This is a genomic window from Pseudomonas sp. SYWMCR5, from assembly GCF_057197165.1.
This window is the reverse complement of the sequence record NZ_JBXUNH010000007.1, coordinates 82579-101708: the sequence shown is the minus strand read 5'-3', so window position 1 is coordinate 101708 and position 19130 is coordinate 82579. Positions and strand designations below refer to the sequence as shown.

Annotated in this window: 15 protein-coding genes, 1 pseudogene and 1 riboswitch; of the genes and pseudogenes, 7 read left to right on the top strand and 9 right to left on the bottom strand. The window is 60.1% G+C overall.

Going from position 1 to position 19130, the window contains the following annotated elements; translation table 11 throughout:
• Positions 1 to 215 precede the first annotated feature (215 nt).
• From AC2CGW_RS18690 to AC2CGW_RS18660, 7 genes and pseudogenes are all read right to left on the bottom strand, one after another.
• Positions 216 to 722 (bottom strand): fimbrial protein, encoded by a 507-nt coding sequence (locus AC2CGW_RS18690; protein WP_186669216.1) that lies wholly within the window; start codon positions 720 to 722, stop codon positions 216 to 218.
• Between the two features lie 16 nt (positions 723 to 738).
• Entirely contained in the window at positions 739 to 1218 is a 480-nt protein-coding gene (locus tag AC2CGW_RS18685; RefSeq protein ID WP_186669214.1) for a fimbrial protein, read from the bottom strand.
• 17 nt (positions 1219 to 1235) lie between these two features.
• A complete protein-coding gene (locus AC2CGW_RS18680; RefSeq protein ID WP_186710324.1) occupies positions 1236 to 2156 on the bottom strand; it encodes a fimbrial protein in 921 nt (306 codons plus the stop codon).
• 11 nt (positions 2157 to 2167) lie between these two features.
• A complete protein-coding gene (locus tag AC2CGW_RS18675) occupies positions 2168 to 4753 on the bottom strand; it encodes a fimbria/pilus outer membrane usher protein (RefSeq protein WP_238343327.1) in 2586 nt (861 codons plus the stop codon).
• A gap of 42 nt (positions 4754 to 4795) precedes the next feature.
• Entirely contained in the window at positions 4796 to 5497 is a 702-nt protein-coding gene (locus AC2CGW_RS18670) for a fimbrial biogenesis chaperone (RefSeq protein ID WP_186669211.1), read from the bottom strand.
• A gap of 61 nt (positions 5498 to 5558) precedes the next feature.
• Complete coding sequence (locus AC2CGW_RS18665) at positions 5559 to 6140, bottom strand: fimbrial protein (RefSeq protein WP_186669210.1); 582 nt, start codon at positions 6138 to 6140, stop codon at positions 5559 to 5561.
• A 364-nt stretch (positions 6141 to 6504) separates the two neighbouring features.
• Positions 6505 to 6656: pseudogene (locus AC2CGW_RS18660) on the bottom strand (IS5/IS1182 family transposase); the annotation flags it as partial.
• A 187-nt stretch (positions 6657 to 6843) separates the two neighbouring features.
• On the opposite strand from AC2CGW_RS18660, the gene AC2CGW_RS18655 reads away from it, so the two are divergent.
• From AC2CGW_RS18655 to AC2CGW_RS18635, 5 genes are all read left to right on the top strand, one after another.
• The gene (locus AC2CGW_RS18655; protein ID WP_186669209.1) at positions 6844 to 7188 is read left to right on the top strand and encodes a hypothetical protein; all 345 of its coding nucleotides are present in this window, start codon (positions 6844 to 6846) and stop codon (positions 7186 to 7188) included.
• 111 nt (positions 7189 to 7299) lie between these two features.
• A complete protein-coding gene (locus AC2CGW_RS18650; RefSeq protein WP_186720310.1) occupies positions 7300 to 10122 on the top strand; it encodes an ATP-binding protein in 2823 nt (940 codons plus the stop codon).
• Entirely contained in the window at positions 10119 to 11318 is a 1200-nt protein-coding gene (pvrR, locus tag AC2CGW_RS18645; RefSeq protein WP_186669205.1) for a response regulator cyclic di-GMP phosphodiesterase PvrR, read from the top strand. Before AC2CGW_RS18650 ends, pvrR begins: the two co-directional genes overlap by 4 nt.
• Positions 11319 to 11434: 116 nt before the next feature.
• Positions 11435 to 14338 carry a hybrid sensor histidine kinase/response regulator gene (locus tag AC2CGW_RS18640; protein ID WP_484574421.1) on the top strand — a complete coding sequence of 968 codons (2904 nt, stop codon included), beginning with the start codon at positions 11435 to 11437 and terminating at the stop codon, positions 14336 to 14338.
• A gap of 31 nt (positions 14339 to 14369) precedes the next feature.
• Entirely contained in the window at positions 14370 to 15017 is a 648-nt protein-coding gene (locus tag AC2CGW_RS18635) for a response regulator (protein WP_186669201.1), read from the top strand.
• A 585-nt stretch (positions 15018 to 15602) separates the two neighbouring features.
• Here AC2CGW_RS18635 and AC2CGW_RS18630 read toward each other — a convergent pair.
• Positions 15603 to 16571 (bottom strand): aspartate aminotransferase family protein, encoded by a 969-nt coding sequence (locus AC2CGW_RS18630; RefSeq protein WP_346655463.1) that lies wholly within the window; start codon positions 16569 to 16571, stop codon positions 15603 to 15605.
• Between AC2CGW_RS18630 and AC2CGW_RS18625 the strand changes: the two genes are divergently transcribed.
• Together AC2CGW_RS18625 and ribB are read left to right on the top strand one after the other, a co-directional pair.
• Entirely contained in the window at positions 16536 to 16727 is a 192-nt protein-coding gene (locus AC2CGW_RS18625; RefSeq protein ID WP_346655462.1) for a DUF3077 domain-containing protein, read from the top strand. The two genes, AC2CGW_RS18630 and AC2CGW_RS18625, sit on opposite strands and share 36 nt — an antisense overlap.
• Positions 16728 to 17016: 289 nt before the next feature.
• A riboswitch (FMN riboswitch) is annotated at positions 17017 to 17158 on the top strand.
• 79 nt (positions 17159 to 17237) lie between these two features.
• Positions 17238 to 17888, top strand: coding sequence for a 3,4-dihydroxy-2-butanone-4-phosphate synthase (ribB, locus tag AC2CGW_RS18620; RefSeq protein WP_186669198.1), 651 nt, complete (start codon positions 17238 to 17240; stop codon positions 17886 to 17888).
• A gap of 51 nt (positions 17889 to 17939) precedes the next feature.
• On the opposite strand, the gene AC2CGW_RS18615 is transcribed toward ribB, so the two are convergent.
• A complete protein-coding gene (locus AC2CGW_RS18615) occupies positions 17940 to 19130 on the bottom strand; it encodes an SGNH/GDSL hydrolase family protein (protein ID WP_186720305.1) in 1191 nt (396 codons plus the stop codon).

Below are 19130 nucleotides of genomic sequence, written 5' to 3'. Positions count from 1 at the left end.
CGCGGCACATTTAGCCGAGGGTCGGCACAAGCCGCATCCCAGAGCACCTGACGACGCCCCACACGGCCGTTTGTCATCTTTTTCAGGCCTCGATGGCCAACCTGTTAAGGCGGTTGCGGCTTACCAAAAATTAGCCAAGCCCGTCCCCGAGAGCCGGCCACAAGCCGGCTTTTTATTTGTCCGAAGAAATCCAATAGTACTCATCGGCCTTCCCCTCACAAATACTCCATAACCATCAGCAACTGTGTCTGATACCCCCCAACCGCTGGAGTCTGATCCCCCATCTTGATCGCCTTGGCTCCCAAACTAAGCTGCAGATTTCCACCGGAAACGGTGAACGCCAACACTTCGTTGAGCCGCAAAGCAGATGTCGGCGAGGCCGAAGTCAGGTCACGCAGCCGCAGACGCAAACCCAGTCCATTGAGAGTGGTCTTGAGCGTGGCGTCGTCGTATGCCGCATCAGCCGGCACCAGGCGCAGATTCACCCGAGTATCGTCGGCGCAGCGAAACGCCAGCGGCACGTCGGTCCAAGGAGATGAGCCAGCCGTCAGTTCGTTGCGGCTTATCGCTGGCAACGAAACGCTCTGGCTCTGCGGGAACAGTGTGGTGCACAAAGGCCGTACCAACGCGCCGGTAACTTGCAGCTCACTCGCTGCGTCGGCGCGGACCAGGCTTGCCTGGCACATCAACACAGGCAGGCACAGTGCAATGATCCCCCTCATCCCAGCCCCCGTCGATTTACAGATAAACAATATTCACGACCGCCGAGGCCGAAAAGGCTCCCTCAGTCAGCGCGCCCTGCGCAACCAGCCTGGCCGACATACCAAGATCGACTGCCCCCGATACATTGCTCACCGTCCGCGCCACCCCGCGCACATTGATGGCGGTGTTGTTGTCCTTGCGCAGCAGCTGGTAGCCGAGGTTCGCTCGACCGGCAGATGCGATGGTGTCGGTCAGCGCGCTCGAAGCCGTAATTGCGATCGTGAACGATGAGTTAGCTGGACAGGTGAGCGCCAGGGGCAGATCGATTGCCGGCGCTGCGGCCACTTTGTCGTATTCGATACTGCCAAAATTGGCGGTGAGGGTTCTGGCGCTGGTCAAGGTGCACGGCGGTCGCGTGAGAGTGCCACTCACGTTGATGGTCACCGACTCGGTAGCGGCGTTAGCTGATGCGCTCATTACAAGGGCAGCCGCAGCACAAAAAAATGGAATTTTCATGGTTCAGCTCCGGAAGATCAGGGGTACGTTAGCGTTAGGGTGTACTGGCTGGAAAAATTGCCTGTTGGCGGAGCGCCCGCATTATTCAACCTCGGCTGAAAGCGCAAACTCAGGTTGTTAGTGCCCGCTGCCAGCGCGATGCTTCGCGCGCTGCCAAGTGCGACCGGGCTGTTCGTGTCAGCCCAGGTGCTGGCCATGGACAAGCCGGACAAGGTGGTCGCGGAAAGTCCTTGTGCCGCGTTCACGACAGCTTGCGTGGGTGTGAGGGTTGCACGAATGGTCGATGCTGACTGGCAGTTGACAGCGATGTTCGCTACCTGACTGGCGCTTGCAGTTTCAGCGTTCGACAGCGTACCGAAGTACACGTTGGAAGGTGCGGTGGAGTTCAACCTGCAGGCCGGGTTTGCCACGGTGTATTGCACCAACCCGGAATAAACCCACTCCGACCAATTCTCGTAGCCGCCAATGGAAGTGATTGCGTAGTTGAACAGCAGAAAGTAGGGCCCAGGCCTGTCCACCGCCCTCGTGTAGATAGTGGTCGAAATCGTGAATCGCGTGCCGACAGGCAGCGCGGTGCAGCCGTTAGGCATGCAAGTCGTACCGGTAGTTCCAAGCCCCCCCCGACTGACTTGCTGACCGTTGGCCATGACCACAAATGTGCCAAGGGGTGCACCGTTCGAATATTGCGCGGTGTAAGTGATGTTGGCACCGACGGGGAAGCGCCGAGTGATGTTGCAATCAAGGCTCACGGGAATCGTGAATATATCGCCCGGAGCCAAGGTGCCTCTGTCCATTTGCAAAGGCGTGCTGGCGCAGGTCAAGTTGTTGCCGACGAACGCTTGCGCAGCGGGGTGGAACAGCACCGCCATGATCATGATGAGTGCTGTCCAGCACGTCTGGGCCATGTTCGGGCGAGGGGTTGAGGTAAGAAGCTTCATATCAAGAATCCTTAGGAGCTCATCGGTGAACGCGCGCAGGTGATCGCTATCTGCTCGATGCCTTCGCCCTTGAGCGCGAAGTGTTCGAGATCCAAAGGCGCTTGACACCAAGGTTTGCCGTCCACCTCGACGATCAATTGCGATACATCCGGCACCCCCGTGAGGTATACCCGGCCGCTGTCGGCAATCATGGCGCTACTGAGCAAATGGCCGGCCTGGTCACTGAGAGTGGCCTGGGCCGCAAACGGCGCTTCCTCACCGTCTGGTGTCACCAGCCTGACCAACAGACGTCGACCGTTACGGGTTTCGAAAGCCGCCTTGATGAAGGCGCCGCGTGTAGGCGAGACTTCTTGGACCAGATCACTGATGTCAGTGGTGTCAGACAAGGTGTCGGTGTTGAGCGACACTTTGTTAGCCCGATAAGGCTGAGCTGACGGCACGATGGTATAGCCGGACTGATTGGTGCGGATGCCGCTGCGCGACTTAACGCCAACGCCAGCGGCGCCCGGCGTAGAGACGATGATGTTGGTCTCGCCCAATGGCTGGGTGAACATGACAGTATCGCTGGTGGCGACCAGGCCACCTTCGACGCCATAGTCGAATTGCGTGCTTTGCCGATCAGAGCTGTAGGCACCGTGCCAAACGGCATTGGCGGCGTTGTAGCGCGCGGCCAGCGAATGTCCCGTCAAGCGGTCACCCTGGGTATCGCGCTGCTCCAGGCCCAGGTTGTAGGTCAATGCGTTGTCGGCAAGCAGCGAGTCGCTCAAATTGAGGTTGCGGTTGGCGTTGCCAGCATTGTCGCGGCTGGCTCCCGCACTTACCCTGCGACTCGACCCTGGACCGCCGAGCGGCAGGCTGACCCCTATCGATACACTGTTCTGGGTTTGCCCTGCCCCGCGCGCTTGGGCCAGGCTCAGGGTATAGGCTGCACTGCCGACGCTGAAGTTATAGCCCAATTGAAGCGAGGTGGTACTGCGTGTCTGGTTCCAGAACTGGGTCTTGCTAAGGTTGGCAAACATTCCGCCATACGCGCCGAACTGCTGCGAAATATTGGCGGTGAACGCACTTTTCATATGCCCGGAAAAGTACTCGGAAGCTAACAACGCGCTGTCGAGCAAGTGTTCGTCATCAATCACTGCGGTCGCAGGCGATTTGGCACGCAAGTTGACCGCCTCGTTGAAACTGTAATAGCCCGCTGTGGAATAACGGTAGCCAACCAGACTGAAATTGGTGTCGGTCGCCTCTACGGACTTCGAGTAGCGAAAGCGATACGACTGGCCAGAACTGCTGCGCGCATCGATACCACGCGTCGCTGCCTGAGTCACGTCAAGAGAAATTGCGCCAAAGCCTGCGATGTCCTGCGCGATGCCGAACAGCGCGGAACGATAATCAGCGCTCAAGATGCTGCCGGCCAGCAGCGTCGTGCCGCTGGCCACGCCGCGGCGGTAGCTAAGCTGGGCGAAGGTCGGTTTTGGCAGGCCGGACGTCGAGTTGGCGGAACGATACTGGCCCACGGTGAATTCATAGCTCTGCTGCCCTTCGCGCAGCATGTAAGGCACCGACGAGAACGATTGAACGTAGACCTGACGATCGCCATTGGGCCCCTCCACGGTCACTTCGATGTCACCATTATTGGGTGTGGAATACAGGTTTTTCAGCGCAAACGGGCCAGACGGCACCCACTGCTCGCTAATGACATAACCACGTTGACGCAGCGTCACCAACGAGCGACCGTTGGCGATCCCGCGGATCACGGGGGCGAAGTTACGCGCATCATCCGGCAGCATGTCCAAGTCCGTCGCGACACTGACGCCGCGATAGGAAATCGCATCGAACAAGTCACTGCTGGTCGCACCCTCGCCAACGGTCGCAATGGCCATACTGTCGCCGAGCGCATGCTGGACATAGGTATCCACCGACTTCCACTGGCCTGCCGTGCCAGTACTTTTCTGGTACGTAGAGAAATTACGCAGACGCCATGCACCGGCATTGATCCCACTGCGCAGGCTGCCGAATTCTGCTTGCCGGCGGCTGTTGTCGTTGCGGTTATCGCTGCCGGTGAACGTGTAGTTGGCGAACGCCACAGACTCACCGTCCGACCAACGCCGACGCCGCAACTCGAAGGGCACTTCGCCAATGAACGCTTGAGGGACTTGCAACTGCAACTGCTGTTTGCCGAAGTTGTAGTCATACGTCACGCCAGCCAAGCTGCCGGAAAACGCTATACACCCATGTTCGTAACTTTCGGCGCTCGCAAGACGGTCAGTATCGACGCCCAACTCCTGCAACGCAGCCAGGGTAAAGCAAGGGTACAACGCGGTGATGCTCGCCGGCTGGTCTGCCGGCGTGCGGATGAACTGAACATCCCGCACATCCAGCGCCTTGCCGTTCAAGCTGAGCGACACCTGGTAGATTCCGGGCAATTGGCCTTGACTGAGCGCACCAACTTGCGCAACCACAGCCTCACCGCCGCGTCCTCCGCCGATTTCCAGAAAGCTGGGATCGAAATCAATGGCAGCCAGCGCACTGGATGGACCAGCGCAAACGAAAACCAAGGATAGACAGGCAGCCGGGGTGTGACGCAGCCGCTGACTCATGCGCCCCGTTGCCATGGCGTATCCCTCATGCAAGCAAATGAATTAATTGACCAGGGTCTTTACCGGTGCTTCGACTGCGCTGCCGTACTCATTGATGTAAGTAAGGTTAATCGTGTCGCCTGCGCGTACAGGGAGGTCAACGATCCTACTTTCGCCTGGCTTGATGAGTTCGAGCAGCCCTTTACGCTCGATGCCATTGACCACCAGCTTGCTGACGACCACGTGGTAGCCAGACGGGTTTTGAATATGCAGACGGCCCTGTCCAGCTGAAGCTTTTAGCCCTGCCACAGCGTCAACTAAATTGCCTTGCAACCCCTCAGGGCGATAAAACAGTTTGATACTGGTTTTAACGGCAATCTGCAGCACGTTCTGATGGGCCGGATCGGTGGACTTTGCGGGAATAGCTTTTACATTGACCGTAAACAAACTTTCTTTATCGCTGGCGAAGACACTTTTATCGATGGCCATAATCCGCAGCATGTTCTGACTACCGGGATCGAGACGGAACAATGGAGGCGTAATCAGAAAGGCATCGCTGCTGCTCTCACTGCCACCGTACTCACTGACCCAGGACTGGATCAGATAAGGAATATTGTCTTCAGCAGAGTTGGTTACTGACAGGCTCGCTTCCTTTTGCTTGGCCTGATAGACGACCCGCGTGGCGCCTACATTGACACCCGCATGCGCCAGCACGCTGCTAAGGCTAAGTACCAGGGCGAACAACCCTGCGAGTTTCGATTTCATCTGATGTCACACCCTTGGCCCAGGATCCACGCTGCACGTGGACCCTGGTGATTCAGCGTAATTAGCGATAAGTGATGTCGAAGCTGGCAATGGCATTGACGCGACCGGTGCCAATACCACGCGCAGTGACGGCACCGTCGGTGTCTACCGTGTCGGCTACCAGGCGCACGTAAGAGGCAGTGAAGTCGAAGGTGTTGCTGGCTGGGCGCAGGCTGTAGGCAGCGCTTTCAGTGTTGAGCGGCAGCTTGGCACCGGTGCGGGCATCGGCGATCTGAATACCCACGCCTGCAACCTGATTGCTGCCGACCATGCCCAATACCGTCGCATCGCTGGCGGCTTGCTGACCGCTGAACTTCACGGTTGCGTTACGCAGGGTCGGCCCGCTGCAGTTCTCCAGCGAAATGCTGAAAGGTGTACCGCCATTGGCAGCCAGGGCACCGACGGTATTAGGGAAGTCTGCGATACGCACTTGACCCATATCGACAGACTGAGTAGCACTTTGAGTATTGATTGTGCACGCGTTGTCATTGACCACGCCTGTGAACTCGATTTGACCATCGGCCGCTTGCGCAGCGGTGAGCATGAAAGAAGTTACCAGGGCAGCGCAGGACAATGCGGAGTATTTGATTGAACGAACAGACATGACAGGCCTCGCTTTATAAGTGATAGGTCCCTGGCAACGCATACTGTCAGCAGGGGATTGAACTATCGCTTAGCTCACCCGTGATCAACATAAGACGAATCTCAAAAGCCAATCTGCCCAGCACAGGCCAACTAATAGAGGCAGAGGCGCCATTCAGCAAATAGGTTTCCACGGAAAAATAGTTGGCCTTCAGGCATTAGGAAACCCCAAGCGAAGTTTCTGACCAACCGGAAATGGGCGGCATGGGCATGCAGAAAAGCCCGATGTTCAGGTGCTGATTTTATTGGATGACCAATGCAACGCTTTGGTTATCTGCCCCTGGTGCACAGCCCCCCCACACCACGAAATGATTGCCAGCGTACCTGCGACGAGCCGCAATCTGCCAGATCGCGGGTCGCCCTTCATGCGCCGGCCGTTTCTCCACGCCGGTATGACCCGCTTCGGCACAGATAAAACTTTCCTAGCCATGCAACAGGTGGCGGGCGCCGCTACATCGGCCACATTCGCCGCGGCACCATGCCCGGGCAGTTGATCAGAGTGCTATTTCAGCCCCGCTAAGGGGGTCTGTACTGACTTGATGGAAAAATCCTCGCGGCAGGGAATCGTGCATGCCGGACCATTCGTCGGGTGAAAGGATTCAGCTCTCACCCTATTTGGCCGCCAGCCGATAAGCCGATTAGTCACTCAAAATTGGAATGCAAACATGAAAGGATTTTTCGTTGCTGCGGTGCTCTGCTCTTTGCCCCTATTGAGCCAGGCCGAAGATAGGACGCCGCTGCATGGCACTGTGCGCTTCACTGGAGCGGTGGTGACTGGACTCTGCAATGTCACCACGTACAGCCAAGGCAGGGTGTGGGAATCATGTGCGCAGGATGCGACGTTTTCGACCTTGACGGTTCAAGCCGCTGCGAGCACACCGCCCCAGCACATCAGCATCCAGCCATTGCCGCAGCCCTCAACCAAGATGGATCAGGAGTATGTACTGATCAACGCCACGGGCAGCGCGGTCAAACAAGGCCGCTATGTGATTACCCAGAAAGTGCTTTGAAGCATGCCTAAGCATCCCCCCATGCTCAGCAGCCGCTGACCAAGGCTTGCCGACTAGAGATTGAGATCCGTCCTATTCAGGACACGGCAGCCGCGCACTAGGCTGGCGCCGATGAGACCTGACCACCTGATCCCGACGCTCCACTCCTCGCTCTCGACGCCGCAGGCGGCGCGCAAGCTCCTGTGCCTGTTCGCCTTCAGCCTTGTAGCGGGAGTGTTCATCGGTGCTTACAGCTACCTTCGTGTAACGCTGAATCAGGAGATATCGTCCCGCCGCAGCTACATGAACGAAGCGATCTTTGATGCTCAGGGTTTCTTCGTCAGCCGCCAGACGCTGCTCAAAGGGTTGGGGTTGTCTACGGTCAGGCAACCCACGCTTGCCGCCGCCGAAACCAACAATGTGCCGGAAGAGGAGATTCATATCATCCTCGGCCAGGACCATGAAATCTGGAGCCTATGGCTGACCCGGCGCATGCTCGATTACTTGCGGACCAACGAGGTCAACCTGATCTATGTGCCGCAAACGCCAGGCGCAGAGGTGCAACGCCTGTTCACCGCCGCCACCCATGCTGAGAGCATGCCCTCGCGGGTGCTTGAGCGCGTGCGATCGGCCAACGATATCCAGGCGTCTCAAGATGAACTCTGGCTGACCGATCCCGGCCGACTGGATTCACCGCTGTATATCTTCATCAGAATGGACGAACGCAAGGCCACCTCAGGCTGGCTGGGGCTCGAGGTCGATGGCCCAAACCTGATCAAAGCCCTGCAGCACGAGCAGGCTGGTGACTTCAAGTTGCTGGATGCCAATGGTCAACTGATTCTGAGCAACGCCCCGCTCCCGCCTGCAAGCACGCGACGGGCTGATAACGTCCCGACGTCCACCAGCTTCGGCTGGGAGGGCGGGTTCTGGTTGCCGGAAAGGCTGACTATCCGCAAACATCTGGACTATTCCAACTGGCAAATCATCTACAGCATACAACTGAAATCCTTGCTTCCCAGCTTGGCAATACCGCTTGCGGCGGCGCTTCTTATTTGCCTTCTGGCCACGGTGTTCATGCTCTGGTGCGTCAAGCGGATCAACCAGCGGTTGATCGTGCCGGCCGCCGCGCGTATTGACGCCCTGATAGAAAGCGAGGCGTTCTGCAGCGCAGTGATTCACGTCGCCCCTGTGGCCTTGTGCGTGCTGCGCCGCAGCGATGGCGCGGTGGTGCTGGAAAATCAACTATCGACACAGTGGCTGGGGATGGGCGATGAGCGAACGCGGCTATGCCATCAATGGATTGACCGCGCTTTTGGCTCCGAAACAGAGCGAAGCAGCACCGACGAACTACAGATGGCGGACGGTCGACATCTGTTCCTGAGCTATGCTCCAACGCGCTATCAGCGCGAAGATGTACTGATCTGTGCATTCAGTGACATCACCGAACGCAAAACCACCGAAATGGCCTTGCAGCAGGCTCGCACCCTGGCCGACGCAGCCAATGAAGCCAAGACGCTGTTCCTGGCAACGATGAGCCACGAAATCCGCACCCCGTTGTATGGCGTGCTGGCAACGCTCGAACTGCTTTCCCGGACTCAGCTGGACACACAGCAGCGCGGCTACCTCACCGCGATCGAAGGCTCCTCGGCATCCTTGCTGCAATTGATCTGCGATGTGTTGGATGTGTCGAAGATCGAAGCCGGCCAGTTGGCACTGGAGCTCACGACTTTTGCGCCGCTGGAGCTGACTCAGGACGTAATCCAGAACTATACCGGAGCGGCCCAGAGCAAAGGCCTGCAGCTGTTCGCCTGTATTGATCCGCGACTGCCCGAGCACGTGCTGGGGGACGTCACCCGGATTCGTCAGATTCTCGGCAACCTGCTGAGCAACGCAGTCAAATTCACCGAGACCGGACGCATTGTGGTGCGCCTGCTGCTGATGTCCCGCGAGGGCGAACGGGCCATGTTGCAGTGGCAGGTCGTCGATACCGGCAAGGGCATTCCTACGCAGGATCAACAACAGCTGTTCGAGCCGTTCTTTCAAAGCAGCCCGACCGCCAATGTGGTCGCTGGCACCGGCCTGGGCCTGTCCATCTGCAAGCGCCTGGTGCACTTGATGAATGGCTCGCTCAGGGTGTTCAGCGAACCGGGCCTGGGCAGCAGCTTCACGTTCACCCTGCCGCTCGAGCAGGTCTCAGCGCACACGCAGTACGCCTGGGCTCAGCCACTGGTCAGTGAGCGCATCTATGTCCACTCGCAGGTGCAGGAACTGGCTGAGCACACTGCGGGCTGGCTGCGACGCTGGGGGGCACGGGCACAGCTGACAGGCCAGGATACGAGCCAACTGGATACTGGCGCGACGCTGGTCGAGCTGTGTCCAGGTCAGGCCAGTACCACCCTCAAAGATGACTGGAATGGTAATCGGGTCGTGGTGGCGCAGGATGCACACGGCATTGTCCAGGTCGACGAGCGCACCTGGCGCGTGGGGCTGAACAACCTTCAGGCACTCAATCGTGCCGTCGGCCAAGCGTTGGGCATAGAACTGCAAGACGAGCCGATGAAGCCTGTCACGGTTCAGAAAGGCCGGCTGAATCTGCACCTGCTGGTGGCAGAAGACAACATGATCAATCAGCTCATTCTGCGCGACCAACTCGAGGAACTAGGCTGCACCGTGGTGCTGGCGCGCGACGGTGTCGAGGCCCTGGCGCTGTGGCAAGACGCCGACTTCGACATCGTCCTGACCGATGTCAACATGCCGCGCATGAACGGCTATCAACTCACCGGAGAGCTGCGCGCAAGGGGCTGCAGCGTACCGATCATCGGTGCTACTGCCAACGCCATGCTGGATGAGGCAGAGCGTTGCCTGGGGGCAGGCATGGCACACCTGCTTGTCAAACCCTTCACGCTGCACGCCTTGTACCAGTGCTTGCAGCCTTACCAGAGAAGCGTGTCGTGAACGTGTATCGCGTGCTAATAGTCGAGGACCATCCGTTTCAACACCAGTACCTGACGACTGTCTTCCAGGCGGCAGGCGGCTTTGAGGTGGAACTGGCCTGGGATGGCGCCACTGCACTGCAGCGCCTGGCAAGTAGCCGATATGACTTGCTGCTGACTGACCTGATGATGCCGCATATGGACGGTGTGCAACTGATACAGCAACTGGCGCAACTGCATCGTCCCCCTGCCCTGGCATTGATGACCGCAGCATCGCGACGCATGCTGGTTGGCTCCGGCCAGGTCGCCAAGAATCTTGGGCTGCGCGTCGCCGGCCTGATCTCCAAACCGGTCCGAGAGGCTGAAGTTGTCGGTTTGCGCGAACGACTCGATGACCTCACCGAGCAGGCCCGAGCATTCAGCAGCAGACCGCGAGGCTGCCGTTCGCGCAGCACCTTGGCCAAGGCACTCGAGAACGGTGAAATCCAAGCGTGGTTCCAGCCGAAGATGTCGCTGCATGACGGAAGCATCGTCGGTGCTGAGGCGCTCGCGCGCTGGGTACATCCTGCCGAAGGTTTGCTTATGCCCGGCGCTTTTCTCGATGAGATCGAAAACGCCGAACTGGAAATCGAGCTGCTCACCTGCATGCTGGGTCAAACCCTTGGCGCCCAGGCACAGTGGGAGCGCATGGGCCATCCGCTGCCTGTATCGATCAATCTGCCGACCCACCTGCTCGATCATGCCGACCTGGTCGACCGCTTGCTGGCCCAGGTACGGATCAACCAGGCCGACCCCCGCCAGATCACCTTCGAGCTCACCGAGACCTCTACCACCCAACTGTCCAGCAGCTACTACGCCGGTGCATGTCGCTTGCGGCTGATGGGGTTCGGCCTCGCTCAGGACGACTTCGGCAGGGGGTACAGCTCGTACTTCAATCTGGTGTCGACACCGTTCACGGAGCTCAAGATCGACCGCTCGCTGGTATCAGGCTGCGGCGAAAACGACGGCTTGGCGTCAGCCTTGCTCAGCATCACCGAACTGGGACGCAAGCTTGGCCTCATCACGGTCGCCGAGGGTGCAGAAACCCAAGCCGAATTGGCAGTGCTTCGCCGAATCAAGTGTGACCACGTGCAGGGTTTTATCATCTCTCCAGCAGTCGCGCGAGATGACTTGGCCAATTTATTAAGGGAAGATGGCCCACGGCCAGCACTAATTTGAAACCTCATGGTCAAACGATTCAGCTCAGGGAAGTGCTGACTGTTCAAGGACGATAGACGCTATTTGCGCACCTTTAGCGTCGGTCTATTTTCTTCCTTTAGCCGAGCCCTACCCCCATGAAACACGCGAGCCTACACCTGGACGCCCTGGCGCTGAGTTCCCAACGCCTGAACAAAGCTCTGTTGCTGATGACAGGCTTGCTGATACTTCTGTCCAGCACCTGCTACTGGGCGGTGTCGCGGCTGCTGGAGGCCGAACAACAGCGCGTCGAATTTCATTTCGCTCGGGTCGTGGAAATCATCCACGAGCACGAGTCGTTTATGCGAAATGTAGCTACCGGCTACCGTTACAGCAGCTCGCCGCCCCTGCACTCGGTACAGTCCGTTTCAGTGATCCAGACTCAGCCTATTGGTGATCAGGTGTTGCTCAAGGCCAAAGGTTTCGACCTTTCGTTGCCGTTCTCCCTGGCCCATGGCCCAGGCTATAGCAAAGAAGACGAAGGCCGAGCGCTGGCCTTGGGCGTGCAGATGACCGACTACTTTGGCGGGTTCTGGGCCAGTTCATTCTATTCTTCACCACAACTGTTCATTCTCAGCCCGGCCGGCGAAGCCAGCCTGGCAATTCCCGCCGCAGATGCACCTCGCCAGCATCTGCCGCTGCTGCAAGAGCAATACAGCTCTGTCATCAACCGTCTGCAGCAGATCCTGCCCTCACAGACCCTGCTGAACGATCATCGTGTGCGCTGGATGCGCGCGCCCTCGCAGCTGTACCAGAAGCACCGCAGCATTGTCGCGATGATCGGCCTGGACGCTGCCAGTGCCCTGCTTCCTGCCGGCAAAGCGAATGGCCTGCTGGTCCTAGCCGCCGCCGTCGATACCGCCCAGGTCGATGAGTTCGAGCGGGTGCTGCAATTGCCGGTGTACAACCAGTTCACCCTGATCTCGCCTGAGGACGACGTAGTGCTCGGCGCTCTGGAGCCAGGCACCACTGCTCCTTTGGGGCTGAGCTTCAATCAGCAGGGGCTGCGTTTCAAGTTGATATCGAACTCCGGGGAGCGCTGGACCGGCCTTTATGCAATCAGCTATCAGGACTTTCTGCGCTATGCCAAATGGCCGTTGACGGGGCTGATGCTGACGTTTATTGCGGCGATTCTGGTCGGCCTGTGGATCAACCGCTGGTACCAGACCCGTATCGTCATACCAGCTCAAAAGGCGCAAGAACGCCTGTTCGAGAACGAGTCATTCAACCGCCTGATGCTGCACAACGCACCCGTTGGTTTGTGTGTTCTGCGTCGCAGTGACCGCAAGCTGCTGCTGGAAAACCAGCGCGCTGCGCAGTTGGCTGCCACCCCAGCCGTCCTCCAATTGCTGGAAAGCCATGATGGCGATCAGGCGCCCGGGGAGACCTGCCTGCTGGTCGACGGTCGCTATGTTCAGGTCGTGGTCGTGGCCGCCCGCTACGAGGGCCAGGACGTGTTCCTGTGTGGCTGCAATGACATCACACGGCATGTAGACGAGACCTTGATGCTGAACCAGGCACACCGCCGCGCCACTGCCGCCAACGAAGCCAAGACCGTGTTCCTGGCGACCATGAGTCACGAAATCCGCACGCCGCTTTATGGCGTGCTGGGCAATCTGGAACTGCTCTCGCTGACTGATATGACCGAGCGTCAACGCCACTACCTGGAAGTCATCCAGGGCTCGTCAACGGTGCTGTTCCAACTGATCAGCAACGTACTGGACGTATCCAAGATCGAATCGGGCCAGATGCCGGTTGAGGAGGCGCCGTTTGACCCCGCTCAACTGGTGGAGGATGCAGTGGTTGCCTTCAGCGCAACCGCACGCAACAAAGGCCTGGATATCGAAGCGGAGATAGATCCGCAGATCCCCAAGCAGATCCTGGGTGATGCCGGGCGGCTGCGGCAGATACTGCACAACCTGTTGGGCAACGCCATCAAGTTTACCGACTCGGGCCGTGTTCGCCTGCGTCTGACTGTGCAATCGCGCAACGCCGACTGCGTCTCGCTGCAATGGCAGGTCACCGATACCGGCGTCGGCATCAGGGAGCAAGCGATTGAGCAACTGTTCAAACCGTTCTATCAGGTCGCGCCCGGCCAGGATGGCAATGGTGCAGGGTTGGGTCTGTCGATCTGCAAAAAGTTGAGCGAACTCATGGGCGGGAGCATGCGGGTTGTGAGCGAGCCCGGGCTGGGCAGCAGCTTCTCTCTGCTGATCACCCTGCCTATCGTTCACACTGCGCCACCGCCACCGCCGACCTCACTGCTGCCTACATGCCTGGATGAGCCCTGCCTGAACGTGCGCGTACTGGTTGCAGAGGACAATCCGGTCAGCCAAGCGGTGCTGCGCGAGCAGCTCGAAGCGCTGGGTGCCCACCCGACGGTTGCCAACGACGGTCAACACGCACTGAAACTGTGGCATACCCAGACATTCGACCTGGTCATCACCGACATCAACATGCCACGTCTCAACGGTTATGAGCTGGCGCAAGCCCTGCGCGTGCAGGGCGTGGATATACCGATCATCGGCGTTACCGCCAACGCCCTACGTGAAGAAGGCGAGCATTGCCTGGCCATGGGCATGAGCGCCTGGGTGGTCAAACCGCTGAGCCTGGGCATGCTCCGCCAAGCCCTGATGTCGCACTGCCGTAAAGCCAATAGCCAGCAGTTGCAGCCTTTGGCGCCGTCGGCAAAGGACGATCAGGAAGGCTGGATCGAGCTGTCGCCTGCCATGCGTGAGCTGATGGCTCAGACGCTGGTGGCGGACATTTCTCAGATCGAGCAAGGGCTTCAGGCGTCAGATGCACTTGTCGTGCGTCAACGCCTGCACAGCATGAGTGGAGCTCTGGCCAGTGTGCACGCACAGGCACTCCACCACCTCTGCCAGCAACTGGAAGAAGCGTTGCATGCGGGTCCGCTCGACGCGCCGCTGATCGTACAGATCAGAGCCCTCTGCGCCCGCCTCGCGGCATTGGCGCAATCTTTGGCCGAGCAAACTCAATGATGCCTACCATCTACTGCAAGAGATTCCACCAATGTCTCAATTGAAGATCGTCATCGCCGATGACCATCCCATAGTGCTACTCGGCGTGCGCGAAATCATCCAGCGCGATGGGCGCTACACCGTAGTAGGCGAGGCGGTCAGCTCCAGTGAGTTGATCGAGCAGCTGCGCAAGCACAACCCGCAGCTGCTTATCACCGACTTCAACATGCCCGGCGATGCCACCTATGGCGATGGCCTGAAGTTGATCGAGTACGTGCTGCGCAATTTCCCACAGACGCAGGTCCTGGTGCTGACGATGATTTCCAACAGCCTGATCCTGTCACGCCTGCAGGAACTGGGGGTTGTCGGCGTGATCCAGAAAAACCACCTGCATCAAGAGATCGAGAAGGCGTTGACCGCTCTGAGTTCGCAGCGTCGCTACACCAGCCCTAAACCCGAGGCGCGCTCGGTGCTGGTCCGCCCCGGCCAGGTAGAGGATCGCTTTCAAAGTCTCTCGCCTCGTGAAATGGAGGTGCTGCGCCTGTTCGTGACTGGCTTGTCGGTGAGTGACATTGCGCGGCAACTGTGCCGCAGCAACAAGACGGTGAGTGCACAAAAAGTGTCGGCCATGCGCAAGCTGGAGATCGACAGTGATCAAGAGCTGATGGCCTACTGCATAGAAACTCGTCAGTTTTCCTGACAACGCCCAGTAAGCGGGCTTCGTACCTGACGGCCGACACATGACACCTAGAACAGCGCAGGCAATGGTCTTTGCGGTACGCCGCAATAACGCAATAGCGCTGAGCGAGAACCTTCAGAGATAATCGATGATCGGCTGCACATGGGGCTGATAGCGTCCAAATGCAGGAGATTGATCACTTACCATGACAACCCGCACTGCCCGAGTTAGCCGCACGCCTGATTCTGCGACAGTGAAGCTCGAGGCGTCATACAGTCGCATATCCAGGACCGCAGGGCCTTGATCGAGATCGTGCAAGCGCAGCCCCAACCCTTAAAAGGATAGCGCTCAAGGTCACGCTGTCGCCTGCCGGGACACGGTCAATGAAACGCAGATTGACTTGCGTATTCTCGACATATCGAACTCCAACTTCAGCCCACAGCGGCGTTGCGGCCTTGAGCACGCTCAAACTGACTGGCGGTAGCGCAGCCGATTAAGTGATCGGGAACAGGGCCGCGCACAGGGAAACAGCCGAATCAGGATCAATAGCAAGATCGTGGGGGCGGGCTTGCCCGCGAGAAGAACACCGCGGTCCAAGCCACTCGGCTAGCAATCAACCAGCACCTGGGCAATCCGCTCCAGCCCCCAGTCCAGCTCATCGCGGCTGATGCACAGCGGCGGTGCGATGCGCAGCACGGTCTCGTGGGTTTCCTTGGCCAGCACGCCCAGCGCCATCAGCGCCTCGCAGTATGGCCGCGCCGGGCGGTCCAGCTCGATCCCGACCCACAGCCCACGGCCACGAATATCACGCACGAACGGCACCGCCATCTCACGCAGGCGCTGTTGCAGGTAGGCGCCGAGCTCGGCACTGTTCTGCGCCAGTTGCTCGTCTTGCAGCACGCGCAGCGCCTCCAGGCCCACCGCTGCCGCCAGCGGGTTGCCGCCAAAGGTCGAACCATGGCTGCCGGCATCGAACAGGTCCATCAGCGCATGGTCGGCGATGAACGCCGAGACCGGCAGGATCCCGCCGCCCAGCGCCTTGCCGACGATCAGGCCATCCGGGCGAATGCCCTCGTGCTCGAAAGCGAAGGTCTTGCCGGTCCGCCCAAGGCCGGACTGGATCTCGTCAAGAATCAGCAGGGTGTGGGTGGCGTCGCACAGCTCGCGCAACTGACGCAGGAAGCCCTGTGGCGGCACGCGAATGCCGGCCTCGCCCTGGATCGGCTCGATCAGCACGGCGCAGGTATTCGGGCCGATGGCGGCACGGAAGCTGTCGATATCGCCGAAGGTCGCAGTGTCAAAACCGTCGCTGAACGGGCCGAAGCCATCCTTGTACTGCGGCTCGGTGGAGAACCCGACGATGGTAGTGGTGCGACCATGGAAGTTGTCGGTGGCGGTGACGATACGCGCCTTGTCACGGGCGATGCCCTTGACCCGATAACCCCAGCGACGCGCGGCCTTGATCGCGGTCTCCCCGACCCACCTCTCCTGACTGCTGGCCTGGAAACTTTCCACGAGTCCGGCAACCCGCCTGTGGACATGTTCCGCATCCTGCCCGGCATCCCCGCCGAACACGCCTACGACGAAGTGATGAACCTGATCGCCTGCATCCGCCACCTGCTGCACGAAGGGTTGATGGAGCAGGACGCCCGGCTGCTGACCGCCGCCGACTACCTGAGCGCCTTTGCCAAAGCACTGATGACGGATGTCGAGCGCGGCAGGCTGCACTGAACTGTCTTGCTCAAAACCCAAAGACCGGCCTAATCCCTGTGGGAGCGGGCTTGTCCCGCGATCGGGCGCGCAGCGGCCGTAAAACCAGGCCCCGAGGTTTTTCAGGAAAAGATGGTCGCTTGGATTGCGGCCGCTTCGCGCCCGATCGCGGGACAAGCCCGCTCCCACAGGGGATTGGGCAGGCCTCAGATTTTTTGAGCAAGACAGTTGCTCCTACAAGGATTAAGGGCAAGGCGGGCATCGACTTAAGCAGGGCTTGCCAACAAACGGTCGGTTTGCGGTATGCTCCGCCGGTCTTCAGGGCGGGGTGAAAGTCCCCACCGGCGGTAAATCGAAAGATGAGCCCGCGAGCGCCCCGGCCATGCCGGGGGTCAGCAGATCTGGTGAGACTCCAGAGCCGACGGTCATAGTCCGGATGAAAGAAGGCGCAAGCGCGGGGCCATCGGGCGCCCTTGCGCGCGCATTTTGTTCGCCCCGAGACGTTCATCGATCATTCACGAGGAGCGTTTCATGTCCACCTTGCACCACTCGAAATTCCCCAACGTCACCGCCGCCATCGCCGCCTTCCAGGCCGGGCGCCCCGTACTGCTGCTCGACGACGACGATCGCGAGGACGAAGCCGATATCGTCGCCGCTGCCGAAAACCTGTCGCTGCAGACCATGGCCATGATGATTCGCGATTGCAGCGGCATCGTCTGCCTGTGCCTGGATGAAGCCACGGTCGATGCCCTGCAGCTCGCACCCATGGTGCAGAACAACCAGGCCCGCCACGGCACCGGCTTCACCGTCACCATCGAGGCGGCCGAGGGCGTGAGCACCGGCGTGTCGGCCCAGGACCGGATCACCACCATCGAAGCCGCACTGCGCTCGACCGCCGAGCAGCGTCATATCGTCAGCCCTGGCCATGTGTTCCCGTTGCGTGCGCGTGATGGTGGCGTGCTGACCCGCCGCGGCCATACTGAAGGCTCGGTGGACCTGGCGCGCCTGGCCGGGTTGCGGCCAGCGGCGGTGCTGTGCGAGCTGATGAACCCCGACGGCAGCATGGCCCGGGGCGAACAGGTGGCGGTGTATGCGCGCCAGTACAACCTGCCGGTGGTGACCATCGAGGAGCTGGCACGCTATCGCCAAGCGATGCTCGAACTTGAGGCGCAGCCCGCCTGACCTGCAGCGCGGCCCCTTGCAGGAGCCGCGCTGTATCTTTAAGGGCGGCGCTCAGCGCAGCCCCAACTGCCCCTTGAGGTAGGCGTATAACATTGCCGCACTCTTGCGATAGCCATCGGCGGTCAGGTGCACCAGGTCAGGCCGCCCCAGGCCGCTGGCCTGCCAGGCGGCGATCGAGCACGGCCCGCCCATCTCTGCCTGCCAATCCCAGAACAGCGCCTTGTACTTCTGCGCCGCCTGGCGCTGGATGCGGATCACGCTCGCCAGCGGCTGCGGCTGGCGCGCCGCGCAACTGGCGGCCTTGCGCTGCTTGATCGAATCGGGCGGCCCGACCAGCAGGATGGCCGCCTTGGGCATTTCCTGGCGCAAGCGGGCCAGGGTGGCGTCCAGCTGCGACTGGTACAGCGCCAGGTCGAGCTTGTCATCGAAGGCTTCGTTGGTGCCGTAGGCGAGGATCACCAGGTCAGGCCGCAACGCCTTGAGCGTGCCCTGCCAACCCGCTTGCCACTTGTCCACCACCTCCAGCCGTGCACCGTTGATACCCAACGATGAATAGGTGACCCCGGCGTTCTTCTGCCCCTGGATATACCAGCCGCCCAGCGCCACGCCCTGGGCGCCTTCCACGCTCAGTTGCAACGGCAGCCCAAGATTGATGAAGGCCGGGCTGAAGCGCCACTCACCATTGGTAGCCGGCAACATGCGGCGCTGGCTGCCATTGGCCACCAGCGTGCTGTTGCGCGTTGCCTGGTACAGCGCCGAGATCCGGTAGCGTTGTTCGTCGGGGTCGCGGGCCTGGATCTTCACGCCAGGGCGATCGACCACCGGCAGCGACAGGTAGCCACCCAACGGAAACTGGCTGCTCTGCTGGTTGCGCGCAGAAACCAGCTCCCACTGGCGCCGTTCGCTGGTGACGATGACCCGGTCGTTGCGAATTCCCGGCACCGGCGAAGCCGGCACCAGGCCAATGCCACCGTCGCCATAGCGGGCCTGCAGCAGCTTGCGCAGCTCACCGCTGAACAGGTCGGCAGCGGTGTGCGAATCACCCAGCTGAACGATGGAAATGGGCGCACGGCCGGCGTTGCGGAACTTGCCGGCGAGGAGCGCGAGGTTGCCGTCGTCGCGCCCCTTGGCGACAACGGCGGGCTTGGCCGCAGGCTGGGGTGGCGCGCTGGCGCCGGTGCTGCACGCGGGCAAGGCGCTGATCAGCAGCGCCACGCCCAGCAGGTGATGCCATAGGCGCAT

Coding starts and splice junctions, on each gene's coding strand:
- AC2CGW_RS18690 (WP_186669216.1), bottom strand. CDS start 722: ATGAGGGGGATCATTGCACTGTGCCTGCCTGTGTTGATGTGCCAGGCA.
- AC2CGW_RS18685 (WP_186669214.1), bottom strand. CDS start 1,218: ATGAAAATTCCATTTTTTTGTGCTGCGGCTGCCCTTGTAATGAGCGCA.
- AC2CGW_RS18680 (WP_186710324.1), bottom strand. CDS start 2,156: ATGAAGCTTCTTACCTCAACCCCTCGCCCGAACATGGCCCAGACGTGC.
- AC2CGW_RS18675 (WP_238343327.1), bottom strand. CDS start 4,753: ATGAGTCAGCGGCTGCGTCACACCCCGGCTGCCTGTCTATCCTTGGTT.
- AC2CGW_RS18670 (WP_186669211.1), bottom strand. CDS start 5,497: ATGAAATCGAAACTCGCAGGGTTGTTCGCCCTGGTACTTAGCCTTAGC.
- AC2CGW_RS18665 (WP_186669210.1), bottom strand. CDS start 6,140: ATGTCTGTTCGTTCAATCAAATACTCCGCATTGTCCTGCGCTGCCCTG.
- AC2CGW_RS18655 (WP_186669209.1), top strand. CDS start 6,844: ATGAAAGGATTTTTCGTTGCTGCGGTGCTCTGCTCTTTGCCCCTATTG.
- AC2CGW_RS18650 (WP_186720310.1), top strand. CDS start 7,300: ATGAGACCTGACCACCTGATCCCGACGCTCCACTCCTCGCTCTCGACG.
- AC2CGW_RS18640 (WP_484574421.1), top strand. CDS start 11,435: ATGAAACACGCGAGCCTACACCTGGACGCCCTGGCGCTGAGTTCCCAA.
- AC2CGW_RS18635 (WP_186669201.1), top strand. CDS start 14,370: ATGTCTCAATTGAAGATCGTCATCGCCGATGACCATCCCATAGTGCTA.
- AC2CGW_RS18625 (WP_346655462.1), top strand. CDS start 16,536: ATGTTCCGCATCCTGCCCGGCATCCCCGCCGAACACGCCTACGACGAA.
- ribB (WP_186669198.1), top strand. CDS start 17,238: ATGTCCACCTTGCACCACTCGAAATTCCCCAACGTCACCGCCGCCATC.
- AC2CGW_RS18615 (WP_186720305.1), bottom strand. CDS start 19,130: ATGCGCCTATGGCATCACCTGCTGGGCGTGGCGCTGCTGATCAGCGCC.